We start from the raw sequence: 13663 nt of genomic DNA, 5'->3' as shown, positions 1-13663 counted from the left end.
TATGAAAATTGTAATTGCACCCGATTCTTTTAAAGAAAGTTTGACGGCAGAAGAGGTCGCTCAAGCTATAGAAAGGGGCTTCCAAAAATCGATAGCAGATGTAGAATGTCTGCTTTGCCCTGTAGGTGATGGTGGGGAAGGAACTGTAGATGCTATTCGACATTCTCTTGACCTAGAAGAAAAATGGCAAGAGGTGACTGGACCTTTTGGCCAAAAAGAATCAATGCGCTACTTTCAAAAAGGTCAAATAGCGCTCTTTGAAGTTGCTGACTTGGTTGGTCTTGGGAAGATTCCGCAGGAGAAACGAAACCCTCTCCATATCCAAACCAGAGGTATCGGAGAGTTGATTCGCCATCTCGTTGATCAAGGGATGAAAGAAATCTATATCGGAGTTGGTGGTACGGCTAGTAATGACGGTGGGATAGGCATTGCTGCGGGTTTAGGTTATCGTTTTTATGATAAGAATGGAAAGGAATTGCCAGCTTGCGGTCAGACTTTGCTTGAGTTTGAGTCAGTTTCAAATAGCAAGTTGTATAGGATTCCTGAAGATGTGAAAATCCGCATTTTAGCAGATGTCGTGAGCCTTTTATGTGGTCATCAAGGGGCGACCTATACATTTGGAAAACAAAAGGGCTTGAATCCTGCTTTGTTTGAGACAGTAGATTTGGCTATACAGCGGTTCTATGAAAAATTTTCACCATCAACCCTCTCTCTTAAAGGAGCAGGAGCAGGCGGTGGGATTGCGGCTGGGCTCTGTGCCTTTGCTGAGGCCTGTATCGTATCTGGGATTGACACTTGCTTAGATTTGATTGATTTTGATAAGAAAGTTGCAGGGGCAGACTTGGTTATCGTTGGAGAAGGGAGACTGGACAGTCAAAGCTTTGTTGGAAAAGCTCCGATCGGAGTAGCAAAAAGAACCCCTAATGGAGTTCCTGTTATTGCTATTTGTGGTAGTCTTGCTGACGATTTGCCCCCCCTACCATTCGAAAATATACAAGTAGCCTTTTCTATTTTAGAAAAAAGTGAACCTTTGGAAGACAGTCTGAAAAATGCAAGACTCTATTTGGAGCACACATCTACTAATATTGGTCGTTTATTAAATATGAGAAATCATTAACCAAACCATTTTTTCCAGATAGATTTTTTAGGAGCTTCTGCCTTTTTCTCCTCCCAGAAGCTTGAGAAAGCAAGTCTGATGTCCTTTTCGTCTACTTGAACAGGTTCATTCGTGTGAATGACAAGGCCAAAAGGAGAGGTGATATGATCGTCTGAAACAATAGTCGCCTGGCAGTTGCTTTCCTTTGCTTGTTTTAAGTAAAAGACCTGTTTGTCAAACTCGATACTTGGTGAGATTTTCACAAAAAGTATCTCTACCTTTTCTTGAAAGCTTTCTAAAATAGAGAAAAATCCATGTTCTAATTCAGAACTATTGGCAGTACTGATATCCGCGTAGCCAAGAACTCTTTCCTCGAAAGTCCCGAGATAGCGGCGTTGTTCGTCAGGGTTTAATTTGGGCCCACCATGAGCTTTTTCTAGTAGTTGTTTTGATAAATCTGTCATAAAAACAGTATATCACAAAAATCGCAAGAAAACAGACAAAAGAAAGCGATTACTTTATAAAGTTAAGGAAAATTTGCACAAAGATAACGTTTTTTCTTGAAAAACGCTTATTTTTAAGGTATCATAGAGGTGTAAAAAATTTAACTCAAAGGAGAGTAAAAAATGTCAATTATTACTGATGTTTACGCTCGCGAAGTCCTAGACTCACGCGGTAACCCTACACTTGAAGTAGAAGTTTATACTGAATCAGGTGCTTTCGGACGTGGTATGGTTCCATCAGGAGCTTCTACTGGTGAACACGAAGCAGTTGAACTTCGCGACGGTGACAAATCTCGTTACGGTGGTCTTGGTACACAAAAAGCTGTTGACAACGTAAACAACATCATCGCTGAAGCAATCATCGGCTACGATGTACGTGACCAACAAGCTATCGACCGTGCTATGATCGCACTTGACGGTACTCCTAACAAAGGTAAATTGGGTGCAAACGCAATTCTTGGTGTGTCTATCGCTGTAGCTCGTGCTGCTGCTGACTACCTTGAAATCCCACTTTACAGCTACCTTGGTGGATTCAACACTAAAGTTCTTCCAACTCCAATGATGAACATCATCAACGGTGGTTCTCACTCTGACGCTCCAATCGCTTTCCAAGAATTCATGATCGTACCTGCTGGTGCACCATCATTCAAAGAAGCTCTTCGTTGGGGTGCTGAAATCTTCCACGCTCTTAAGAAAATCCTTAAATCACGTGGTTTGGAAACTGCCGTAGGTGATGAAGGTGGATTCGCTCCTCGTTTTGAAGGAACTGAAGACGGTGTTGAAACTATCCTTGCTGCGATCGAAGCTGCTGGATATGTTCCTGGTAAAGACGTATTTATCGGATTTGACTGTGCTTCATCAGAATTCTACGATAAAGAACGTAAAGTTTACGACTACACTAAATTCGAAGGTGAAGGAGCAGCTGTACGTACTGCTGCAGAACAAATCGACTACCTTGAAGAATTGGTAAACAAATACCCAATCATCACTATCGAAGATGGTATGGACGAAAACGACTGGGACGGTTGGAAAGCTCTTACTGAACGTCTTGGTGGTAAAGTACAATTGGTTGGTGACGACTTCTTCGTAACAAACACTTCTTACCTTGAAAAAGGTATTGCAGAAGGTGCTGCTAACTCAATCCTTATCAAAGTTAACCAAATCGGTACTCTTACTGAAACATTTGACGCTATCGAAATGGCGAAAGAAGCTGGTTACACTGCCGTTGTATCACACCGTTCAGGTGAAACTGAAGATTCAACAATCGCTGACATCGCAGTTGCAACTAACGCAGGACAAATCAAAACTGGTTCACTTTCACGTACAGACCGTATCGCTAAATACAACCAATTGCTTCGCATCGAAGACCAACTTGGTGAAGTAGCAGAATACCGTGGATTGAAATCATTCTACAACCTTAAAAAATAAAATAGTTCAGTGAACTATTTTATCCCGAACCTTGAAATTCAAAAGTTCGGCCGTTGATTTAACAACGTTTTTAGCCCCTCGGATTTTTTCCGAAGGGCTTTTTTTCTGTTCAGGGGGCAAAAAGGGGGCAGTGTTTATGGTATAATAGACAAAAACACTTGTATTAGGAAGAAATTATGTCTAAAGAGATTGATATTGAGTATTACCACCAACTAGCACTGCAAAAGCAGAAGGAGCACCGCAAAGTGTTAGCTAATCTAAAGAAAAAACCTCCTAAAAAATTAGATAAGATTGCGCAGCAGATTCACCAAGAAGTCTTTGCAGAGATTGATTGTACTGCCTGTGCCAACTGTTGCAAGACTTTGGGACCAGACTTTAAAGAGGCAGACATCACCCGTATCGCTAAGTACTTTAAGATGAAATTACCAGCCTTTGAAGCAGAGTTTTTACAGGTGGATGAAGATGGGGACAAGGTTTTCAAATCCATGCCTTGCCCCTTTCTAGGAGGAGATAATCTCTGCTCCATCTATGACGTTCGTCCCAAGGCCTGTCGTGAATTCCCCCATACAGACCGTAAAAAGATCCACCAAATCAACCATTTGACGATTAAGAATACCTTGACCTGCCCTGCAGCCTATCTCTTTGTTGAGAAATTAAAAGATAAGTTATAGAATTTACACCTTTAAATCTTGTACAAAGATTCTAGGGTGGAAGTATCTTGTATTTGTTAGAATATAGATAGAATTGAACACGGCCTAAAAGCTATGCGAAAAAGAAAAAATTACCTAGAATCAGAAGAACCAGCGTTAATTTTCCAATTTTCACTTTGCTTTTAACGACCTTTGTATCTTGTGGAGGTAAGAAAAGAAGAATATGATGCATCAATTCAATCAAACCATGGATTATTTGGAGCAGCAACTGACTGGAGAAGTGGATATGAAAAGATTTCAGCAGTTATCGGGCTATTCTTATCCTCTTTTTAGCAGAATCTTTTCCATCATGGCTGATATGACCTTGGCAGAATATTTGCGCAATCGCAGGCTATCAGAAGCTGTGACAGACTTGCGGGAAGGCTCTGAGAAAGTCATTGACATAGCAATGAAATACGGCTATGAGTCTGCTGACGCCTTCAGCACAGCCTTCAAGAAATTCCATGGTGCAACCCCCTCAGAAGTTCGAAATGGAAAACCTTATCGGGTCTTTCCTAGACTTCAATTATCCTTAAAAATTACAGGAGGAAAGAACATGGATATCAAGATTCAAAAGAAACCTGCATTTACCGTGGCAGGCGTCCTATTGGAAGCTATTGACAATAGCAAATGCCCGTCTGCTTGGGAGCATCTCTATGCCCATCACAGCTTGGAAAGCCTAGAAAGTTTAGGCAGTGGCCAATCCTTTGGCGTCTGCTCGGATGTCAAAGAAGGCGAAATCATTAACTATATGGCTGCTTATGATGTGACGGATAAAACTAAAGCAGAAGAACTAGGTCTGTCCATCAAAGAAATTCCAGAAGCTGAATATGCCATCGTACCAGTCAAGGGGGCTATACCAGCTAGCATCCACCATGCTTGGAAATACGTCTTAGAAGTCTTTTTCCCGGAAACTGGTTATCGCCATTCAGGAGCCCCAGACTTTGAAGTTTATTTCAAAGGAGATATGTCGTCCCCAGACTACCAAATGGAACTCTGGATACCAGTCATCAGGGACTAGATCATTTTCTGATTTTTTATAAAGATGCAAACCGAACTCTGTAGAAAGAATCTCTACAGAGTTTTTAATTGTTGACATTCATGTCTGTAAACAAACATACCATAATTTTTGTTTGGATTTTATGGGGTATGAGAATAGTTTTCTCGGTATAATAGTCCCATAGAAGATAAGGAGGCAGAGGAATATGCAGATGTATTTTGGAGATGTGTCGCTTTGCTATAGCTATTCATTGGCTATGGCACTGGATGGCTATGGCTATGACTTTAAAGCAGATTTTTTAGAGGCAATTATGGTGATGGGAAATGGCGCTAGTATCGTAAAGGAAGATGAGGAGCACCCTCTAGTATTCTTTGATAATGGAATGCCAGACCTTTCCATCTCCCATTCCTTAAAAATACTAGGGTTTGACTATGAGGATTTCTATCTAAAAGATGGAGCGGAAGTAGATTTGGAAGAGATTAAAGGAAAGTTGGAAACATTTCTGTCCAATGGATCTGTCGTACTGGGGCCTCTTGATATGGGCCATCTGACCTACAATCCCAATCACACAATCCTTTATGGTGTGGATCACTTTGTAACCGTGTATGACATTGATGATCAGTACCTCTATTTGCACGATCCAGCTGGTTTTGCCTGTATGAAGGTTGCTTTTAATGACATACTAGAAGCATGGAAGGCAGAGGCTATTGACTATAAGCGCGGAGCCTACTCCATGTGGGGAAATTTTAAGAAGGTCAAGAGTCCTAGTCAGACTGAAATCTATCAAGAAACAGCAAGGATTATGAAGACCCGATATCTGAATGGTCAAAGTGGTGTGTTGGAATGCTATGCAAAAGTAGTTGCTGAAAACGGCTTAAATACGGAGCAAAGACAACTGCACCAGTATTTTAGCTTTAAACTTGCAGCTGTTCGAAATCTCTATCTCAGTAAGTTCTTAAAAGATCATGATCCGAAAGGGGCAAGATTAAAAGAAGAATTGGCTACTCTATTTAGCCAAGCCCACCTTTCATGTTTAAAAGAAGATTACCAAGAACTATCCAACTTGCTCTATCAGATAGCAGAAGTAGATGGTCTCTTTAAAGATTTATATGTAAAGTAGTGACTATAAGCATAAAAAAATAGTTCGTAAAAGCGGTTTTTCGTAAAACGAAGAACTGCTTTTTGATTATGGTATAATGAAGTAAGAAAATACCTTAACCTACTAGAAAACGAAGGGAGAAAACCTATGCCTAGACCAAAAACAAAAGAGGAGTTAGTGTTAGCCTCTAAGGAAAACTATGAAAAACTTAATCTCCTAATTTCTCAGTTAAGTGAAGAAGAGCTACAGACTCCTTTTGATTTTTCAAAAGACCAAAAGAAAAAAGAAGCTCACTGGAAAAGAGATAAAAATTTACGGGACGTTCTGATCCATCTCTATGAATGGCATCAGTTACTTTTGAGCTGGGTTTATTCTAATCAAAAGGGACATGAACGATCTTTTCTTCCTGAGCCTTATAATTGGAAAACTTATGGAGAAATGAATGTCGCTATTTGGAAGAAGCACCAGAAAACATCTTTAGAAGAAGCGACTAAACTACTAGAGCAATCGCATGAAGAGGTTTTAGAGTTGATGGAAGGCTTCAGCAATGACCAACTCTTTACCAAAGGTTTCTATAAGTGGACGGGAGGGACAAGTCTAGGTTCCTACTTTGTCAGTAGTACCTCCAGTCACTATGACTGGGCTCTGAAAAAACTCAAAGCTCATCAGAAAAATTGTAAGAAACGTTAATTGAAGAGTTTATGAAGGTTGGAAAATCTTCTTCTAAGCTTCGAATAGCTTAGTTCTCGTGATTTTTGAGCTCTTCTAGCTTTAGAATCCTTCAAAAATTAAAATTTAAAGCTGTCATAGACTTAGAATAGATCTAAAAAATATATACAAATGCAATTCTAAACTTAGAATTGAATTTATATTAAAGTGATTATACTGTTCGATACTTAGAATGACTTGATTCTGAGAAATGTTGACTAGAAAATGGATCGAATGGCTTTTTTCTGATATAGGATGATAGATAGATGGGTGAGATGATGAACATACAAAAAGAGAAAGTTAGAAAAGAGTTGATGTCCCTCTGTTTGGGAGAGTTCACAGCCGTCCTATCTATTTGGTTTTGTTTTTTCCTTTTGAAAAATAGGCTTGGTGATTGGAATGGTTTGATCTCTATTCTTCATCCGTTGTCTTTACTGACATTTATTTTGCTTCAAGGTTCAATCTATTGGGCGATTTTGATTAGAAGACTCTCGAAACCTCAGTTCGGAAGTGAAAATGTCCCTAAACTATATGGTGTGCTCAGAATACTAGACCTCGTTTTACTTATTTCAGGCTTTCCTTTTATTGTCTGGAATGCACAGAGTGTCCTAGTGACTATCTTAGCCACGTTGATACAGCTTTTTGCCCTTATCGAATGGGTTAATTATTTCCTCCTACGCCTATCTTATAGTTTGAACCCTCTTGTTTTATGGAAACGAATTACCAAGGGAAAACTTGAAAAAAGCAGAATAGCCAAGGAGTTGGGGTAGGGGGAATGAATGTATGTTTTAGATACTATCAATATAGAACTTTAGTTGACGTTAAATAATATTAAAAATGAGTAGGAGAATATCTATGTCTGTAGGGTTAATGGTTGGTTATAATTGGTGGACTATAGGAGAAGGGAGTCTTTTTAATTCATTCTTTTCGACTATTTATGTTCGCTTAGAGAATAATGAGTGGGGAAGTAGATACCCAGTAATAATGAATAAGCTTTACTGGGGAGATGTTCCTTTTGAATCTGTTGAAAGAGGAATAGCTGAGTTGGTATCTATCCAAGAGGAGTTGAAAAAATTTCTCCCTCAGGATGTTATATGGGATTTTGAAGATTTGTCACTCACTCCTCCTTGGGGAAATAATATCGCAGAGCATATAACAAATTTATCACATTATTTCATAACGAGTTCCGGAAAAGATTTAATAGAAGTTTTGCTGACTAGTTTTAGATTTGCACTTGAGCACGGTCAAAATGTGAGTGTAAAAAGTATTTGAAACTCAATAAATCAAAGGTTCATTTATGCTATAATGTTCTTAATGAATTTTCAGAAAGGAAACTCAATGTCCTACAAATTTCTACTTTTCGATCTCGATCACACCTTGCTTGATTTTGATGCTGCTGAGGATGTGGCTTTGACGCAACTTCTAAAGGAAGAAGGAGTTGCGGATATTCAAGTTTATAAAGACTATTATGTTCCTATGAACAAGGCTCTCTGGAAGGACTTGGAGCAAAAGAAAATCAGTAAACAAGAACTGATTAACACGCGCTTTTCTCGTTTATTTGCTCATTTTGGACTGGAGAAAGATGGTAGGTTACTGGCCCAGCGTTACCAATTTTACTTAGCCCAACAGGGACAAACTCTTTCGGGTGCTCATGAACTTTTGGATAGCCTCATCGAATGTGATTATGACTTGTATGCTGCGACAAATGGGATTACTGCCATTCAGACGGGTCGTCTGGCTCAATCTGGTCTGGCTCCCTATTTCAACCAAGTCTTTATCTCTGAACAGTTGCAGACGCAAAAGCCTGATGCACTATTCTATGAAAAAATCGGTCAGCAGATTGTAGGATTTAGTAAAGAAAAGACGCTGATGATCGGAGATTCCTTAACGGCTGATATTCAAGGAGGCAATAATGCAGGGATTGACACTATCTGGTACAATCCCCATCACCTCGAAAATCACACACAAGCCCAGCCAACTTATGAAGTTCATTCTTACCAAGACTTGCTGGATTGTTTAGATGCTTTGTAGTGATTTCCCTAAGAGGTGTTGATATGGAAATTAAAGTCATTGAAGAGATTGATAATTTACTAAATCTCATCGAGCAGTATCAGTTAAAGGGTGTGGTTGCTCAAGTAAATTCGTTAAAAAAGTTAAAGTATATCTTAAGCAATCATATAGAGTTAAGTACTCGAGAGAAGATGAATATCCACTATTCCCTCTTTCTCCCTAGGGGTGGTTTATCTGAACTCTACTATATGGACGCTAATCTTGAACGGATGATGTCTGTAAATAATCAACTTTCCTATGCTATTGATACAATTGAAAAGTTTTTAATGGCTGATTGATACTGTGAATACTAATGTCAAATAATAGGGTCAATAACAGTATATATAAGAACTGTAAAAAGTGGTTTCAATAGCCACTTTTTGCTATAATAGAGGCAGTAAAAACGAAGGAGTAGTAAATTATGTCAAAACCAGAACTTTCTCTTTATGAACCATTGTATACACTAAAGGAAGTTGATCAAAATATCTGGATAGTAGATGGTGATTTGATTCAAATGGATATGAAGGTCTTCAAACTACCTTTTCAGACACGTATGACAGTAGTTAAGTTAAAGGATGGAAAACTCTGGATTCATTCTCCAATCGCGCCAAACGAGGAGCTCTTTACTGAACTGGATGCTTTGGGCAGAGTCGCTTACCTGATTTCTCCAAATAAGATTCACTATGCCTATATTGCAGATTGGAAAAAAAGATATCCTCATGCGCAAACATGGTCTAGTCCAGGAGTTGAAGAGAGAGCGAAAAGTCAGAATGTCAAGGTGGTATTCGATGCTCCCTTAACAGATAAGGCTCCTGACCTATGGTCTGATGAGATTGATCAGCTTATTTTTAAGGGTAGTTCTGTGATTGAAGAAGTGGTGTTTTTTCATAAATCAACTAAAACACTCATTGTAACGGACCTTATAGAGAATTTTGAATCGGAAAAAATATCCAGTCCAATCCGCAGAAGATTTTGTCGTTTAGCTCGTGTAACAGCCCCTGATGGACAAACTCCTATCGATTATCGGATGACTTTTTTAGGAAGACAAAGGGAAGCAAAGGTTTCCTTTTCCCGTATGTTAAACTGGAAACCGGATAAAATCATACTTGCACATGGTTTATGCTTTTTTAAAAATGGTACGGATGAATTAAGACGTGCTTTTAGATGGATACGATAAAGGAGAGAAAGATGCAACACTCATCATGGCATGCTTTGATTAAGGAGCAATTACCTGAAGGTTATTTTGGGAAAATCAATCAATTTATGGAACAGGTCTATGCTCAGGGAACTGTCTATCCACCTAAGGAAAAAGTTTTTCAGGCTCTCTTGACTACACCGCTTGAAGAAGTGAAGGTGGTGATTCTAGGGCAAGACCCCTATCACGGGCCAGGTCAGGCGCAGGGCTTGAGTTTTTCTGTTCCTGACTCTATCCCAGCTCCGCCATCCTTGCAAAATATCTTGAAAGAATTGTCGGATGACATCGGAGCTAAGAAGTCCCATGATTTGACAGCTTGGGCTGAGCAAGGTGTCTTACTTCTCAATGCTTGCTTGACGGTTCCTGCTGGGCAGGCCAATGGTCATGCTGGGCAGATATGGGAGCCATTTACAGATGCTGTGATTCGGGTTGTCAATAATCTAGACAGACCGATAGTCTTTGTACTCTGGGGTGCTTATGCACGCAAGAAGAAGGCCTTGGTTACCAATCCTCACCACTTGATTATCGAATCAGCCCATCCTAGTCCTTTATCGGTTTATAGAGGATTTTGGGGTTCCAAGCCTTTTTCCAAGGCCAATGCATTCTTAAAAGAGACAGGACAAGTGCCAATCGATTGGTTTAGATAAGGAGAGAATATGCCTCAGTTAGCGACGATTTGCTACATTGATAACGGAAAAGAACTGCTCATGCTCCATCGCAATAAGAAGCCCAACGATGTCCATGAAGGCAAATGGATTGGTGTGGGTGGAAAGCTAGAGCGAGGTGAGACTCCACAGGAATGTGCAGCGCGTGAAATCCTCGAAGAAACAGGGCTCAAAGCCAAGCCAGTACTTAAAGGTGTTATCACTTTTCCTGAATTTACACCAGATTTAGACTGGTACACCTATGTTTTTAAGGTGACAGAGTTCGAGGGTGACTTGATTGACTGCAATGAGGGGACCTTAGAATGGGTTCCCTATGATGAAGTCTTAAGCAAGCCAACTTGGGAGGGTGATCACACCTTTGTTGAGTGGCTTTTAGAAGATAAACCTTTCTTTTCAGCAAAGTTTGTTTATGATGGGGATAAATTGTTGGATACCCAAGTTGATTTCTATGAATAAAGGAGAAAGCAGATGCTACTAATCAAAAATGGTCGTGTAATGGATCCCAAGTCTGGTTTGGATCAAGTGTGTGATGTTTTAGTGCAAGATGGGAAAATTGTCAAAATAGCTGCCGAAATCAAGGAAGAAGGAGCAGAGCTAATTGATGCTACGGGCCTTGTTGTTGCGCCTGGACTAGTCGATATCCATGTTCATTTCCGTGAACCTGGTCAAACTCATAAAGAAGACATTCATACTGGGGCCCTAGCAGCCGCTGCAGGTGGCTTTACAACCGTTGTCATGATGGCTAATACTAGTCCAACCATTTCGGACGTAGAGACTCTTCAAGAAGTTCTCCAATCTGCTGCCAAGGAAAAAATCAATGTCAAAACGGTTGCGACCATTACTAAGAATTTTAATGGGCAAGACCTGACAGACTTTAAGGCGCTTTTAGAAGCTGGAGCTGTTGGTTTTTCTGATGACGGTATTCCACTTGAAAGTAGTAAAGTTGTCAAGGAAGCCATGGAAGAAGCCAAAAAACTCAATACCTTTATCAGCCTTCATGAGGAAGATCCCGGATTGAACGGTATTCTTGGATTTAATGAAAACATCGCTAAAGACCACTTCAAGATTTGTGGTGCGACAGGGGTGGCAGAATACGCTATGATTGCGCGTGATGTTATGATTGCCTATGCAACCAAGGCTCATGTTCATATCCAGCATTTGTCTAAGGAAGAAAGTGTCAAGGTAGTGGAATTCGCTCAAGGTTTGGGAGCGCAAGTCACAGCAGAAGTAGCGCCACAGCATTTCTCTAAGACAGAAGCACTTCTCTTGACTCAAGGTAGTAATGCTAAAATGAATCCTCCGCTTCGTTTGGAATCAGACCGTTGTGCCGTTATCGAGGGTCTCAAGTCAGGTGTTATCACAGTTATCGCGACAGACCACGCGCCTCACCATGCAGATGAGAAAAATGTAGAAGATATCACCAAAGCGCCATCTGGTATGACTGGCTTAGAAACCTCTCTTTCTCTTGGTTTGACTTATTTAGTGGAAGCTGGTGAGCTAAGCTTGATGGAATTGCTAGAAAAAATGACTGTTAATCCAGCCAAACTTTACAACTTTGAAGCTGGTTACTTGGCTGAGAATGGTCCAGCGGATATCACTATCTTTGATGCTAAGGCTGACCGCCTTGTGGACTCCCATTTTGCTTCAAAAGCTGCAAATTCACCATTTATCGGTGAAACTTTAAAAGGGCAGGTCAAATATACCATCTGTAAGGGACAAATCGTTTACAAAAACTAGATGGGATTCTGCTCTATAAACTATAAGAATAGAGAGCGTATATGTATCGAACCCATCAATTTAAAGATAAGTTTATTTTATTTCTTAAGATATTTTTTCCTATCCTGATTTATCAGTTTGCCAATTATTCTGCCTCTTTTGTTGATACAACCATGACTGGGCAGTACAATACCATGGACTTGGCAGGAGTATCAACTGCAACGAGTCTATGGAATCCTTTCTTTACTTTTTTAACAGGGATTGTTTCGGCCATGGTTCCCATCATAGGCCATCATCTGGGACGGGGCAAAAAGGAAGAAGTAGCATCTGATTTTTACCAATTTATCTACTTGGCTTTCGGACTGTCTTTGGTCTTGCTTGGCATGGTAGTATTCTTAGCGCCACCTGTCTTAAACAACATCGGACTAGAAGCTCAAGTGGCGGCAGTTGCAGTTTCCTATCTTTGGTACCTGTCTATCGGGATTATTCCCTTGTTGCTTTTTAGTGTCATTCGGTCATTGTTAGATTCTCTTGGTTTGACCAAACTATCGATGTATCTGATGCTCCTATTACTTCCGCTCAATAGTGGTTTTAACTATCTCTTGATATATGGAGCATTCGGTTTTCCTGAGCTTGGTGGTGCAGGAGCAGGGCTAGGAACTTCGCTAGCCTATTGGGTTTTATTGGGCATTTCCCTGCTTGTTTTGTTCAAACAAAAAAGATTAAAAGCGTTACATCTTGAAAAACGGATTCCACTCAATATAGATAAAATCAAGGAAGGTGTTCGGCTAGGTCTACCAATCGGGGGAACCGTCTTTGCTGAAGTAGCTATCTTTTCTGTGGTTGGCTTGATCATGGCTAAGTTTTCATCGCTCATCATCGCAAGTCACCAGTCAGCTATGAACTTTTCGAGTCTCATGTACGCTTTTCCCATGAGTATTTCCTCTGCTATGGCGATTGTTGTGTCTTACGAGGTTGGGGCTAAACGTTATGAGGATGCAAAAACCTATGCTCGTCTGGGGAGAGTAACCGCCCTTATTTTTGCAGGTCTTACCCTGTCTTTTCTCTACATTTTTAGAGATCGTGTTGCAAATCTATATGGAAATGACCCTCAGTTCATTGAAACAACTGCTGTATTTCTAACCTACAGTCTCTTTTTTCAGTTAGCTGATACCTTTGCGGCTCCGCTCCAAGGAATTTTAAGAGGGTATAAGGACACTATCGTTCCTTTCTATCTTGGCCTAATCGGATATTGGGGAGTAGCGATACCTCTAGGATATCTACTAGATCAGGTAACTGACTTAGGGGCATTTGCCTACTGGATTGGGTTGATTGCCAGCTTGATTGTTTCTGGTTGTTTGTATCAATGGCGTTTGAAAACAGTAATGAAAAGATTGAGCTAATTTTAAGAAATTATCCCGAAAAACAACTTTGTGAAAAAATGCTCTAACTAGAGAGAATCCCTGTTTTAACAGGGGTTTATTTTTTTAAATTGTGAAATTTTATTAGCCATAT

16 protein-coding genes are annotated in these 13663 nt (G+C 40.1%); 15 read left to right on the top strand and 1 reads right to left on the bottom strand.

Features of this window, described 5'->3' with window-relative positions:
• Position 1: 1 nt before the first annotated feature.
• Complete coding sequence (locus tag B7717_RS08380; RefSeq protein ID WP_084944543.1) at positions 2-1117, top strand: glycerate kinase; 1116 nt, start codon at positions 2-4, stop codon at positions 1115-1117.
• Here the strand turns inward: B7717_RS08380 and B7717_RS08375 are convergent.
• Complete coding sequence (locus B7717_RS08375) at positions 1114-1560, bottom strand: DUF1694 domain-containing protein (protein ID WP_084944542.1); 447 nt, start codon at positions 1558-1560, stop codon at positions 1114-1116. The genes B7717_RS08380 and B7717_RS08375 overlap by 4 nt on opposite strands.
• A 162-nt stretch (positions 1561-1722) precedes the next feature.
• Between B7717_RS08375 and eno the strand changes: the two genes are divergently transcribed.
• The 14 genes from eno to B7717_RS08305 all read left to right on the top strand — a co-directional run bounded on the left by eno (position 1723) and on the right by B7717_RS08305 (position 13551).
• On the top strand, positions 1723-3027 hold the full coding sequence (gene eno / locus B7717_RS08370) for a surface-displayed alpha-enolase (RefSeq protein ID WP_000022821.1): 1305 nt from the start codon (positions 1723-1725) through the stop codon (positions 3025-3027).
• Positions 3028-3203: 176 nt separating this feature from the next.
• On the top strand, positions 3204-3698 hold the full coding sequence (locus tag B7717_RS08365; protein WP_000031468.1) for a YkgJ family cysteine cluster protein: 495 nt from the start codon (positions 3204-3206) through the stop codon (positions 3696-3698).
• Between the two features lie 202 nt (positions 3699-3900).
• A complete protein-coding gene (locus tag B7717_RS08360) occupies positions 3901-4737 on the top strand; it encodes an AraC family transcriptional regulator (RefSeq protein ID WP_002874597.1) in 837 nt (278 codons plus the stop codon).
• A 184-nt stretch (positions 4738-4921) separates the two neighbouring features.
• On the top strand, positions 4922-5836 hold the full coding sequence (locus tag B7717_RS08355; RefSeq protein WP_084944541.1) for a peptidase: 915 nt from the start codon (positions 4922-4924) through the stop codon (positions 5834-5836).
• 126 nt (positions 5837-5962) lie between these two features.
• Entirely contained in the window at positions 5963-6505 is a 543-nt protein-coding gene (locus B7717_RS08350) for a ClbS/DfsB family four-helix bundle protein (RefSeq protein ID WP_001137898.1), read from the top strand.
• Between the two features lie 284 nt (positions 6506-6789).
• A complete protein-coding gene (locus B7717_RS08345) occupies positions 6790-7293 on the top strand; it encodes a hypothetical protein (protein WP_000504319.1) in 504 nt (167 codons plus the stop codon).
• A gap of 85 nt (positions 7294-7378) precedes the next feature.
• The gene (locus B7717_RS08340; RefSeq protein ID WP_000110626.1) at positions 7379-7795 is read left to right on the top strand and encodes an immunity 70 family protein; all 417 of its coding nucleotides are present in this window, start codon (positions 7379-7381) and stop codon (positions 7793-7795) included.
• A 66-nt stretch (positions 7796-7861) separates the two neighbouring features.
• Positions 7862-8554, top strand: coding sequence for a YjjG family noncanonical pyrimidine nucleotidase (locus B7717_RS08335; protein ID WP_084944540.1), 693 nt, complete (start codon positions 7862-7864; stop codon positions 8552-8554).
• 23 nt (positions 8555-8577) lie between these two features.
• Positions 8578-8871, top strand: coding sequence for a hypothetical protein (locus tag B7717_RS08330; RefSeq protein WP_084944539.1), 294 nt, complete (start codon positions 8578-8580; stop codon positions 8869-8871).
• A 122-nt stretch (positions 8872-8993) separates the two neighbouring features.
• Positions 8994-9749 carry a DUF4336 domain-containing protein gene (locus tag B7717_RS08325; RefSeq protein WP_084944538.1) on the top strand — a complete coding sequence of 252 codons (756 nt, stop codon included), beginning with the start codon at positions 8994-8996 and terminating at the stop codon, positions 9747-9749.
• Positions 9750-9760: 11 nt separating this feature from the next.
• A complete protein-coding gene (locus B7717_RS08320; protein ID WP_084944537.1) occupies positions 9761-10414 on the top strand; it encodes a uracil-DNA glycosylase in 654 nt (217 codons plus the stop codon).
• 9 nt (positions 10415-10423) lie between these two features.
• Positions 10424-10888: an NUDIX hydrolase gene (locus tag B7717_RS08315; protein ID WP_001135768.1), complete on the top strand. Its 465-nt coding sequence runs from the start codon at positions 10424-10426 to the stop codon at positions 10886-10888.
• 12 nt (positions 10889-10900) lie between these two features.
• The gene (locus tag B7717_RS08310; RefSeq protein WP_084944536.1) at positions 10901-12169 is read left to right on the top strand and encodes a dihydroorotase; all 1269 of its coding nucleotides are present in this window, start codon (positions 10901-10903) and stop codon (positions 12167-12169) included.
• Between the two features lie 41 nt (positions 12170-12210).
• Entirely contained in the window at positions 12211-13551 is a 1341-nt protein-coding gene (locus B7717_RS08305) for an MATE family efflux transporter (RefSeq protein ID WP_084944535.1), read from the top strand.
• Positions 13552-13663 lie beyond the last annotated feature (112 nt).

The organism is Streptococcus oralis subsp. oralis (assembly GCF_002096495.1).
Classification (GTDB): domain Bacteria; phylum Bacillota; class Bacilli; order Lactobacillales; family Streptococcaceae; genus Streptococcus; species Streptococcus oralis_CU.
The sequence above is the reverse complement of the archived record's forward strand: the minus strand, read 5'-3'. Positions and strand labels throughout refer to the sequence as shown.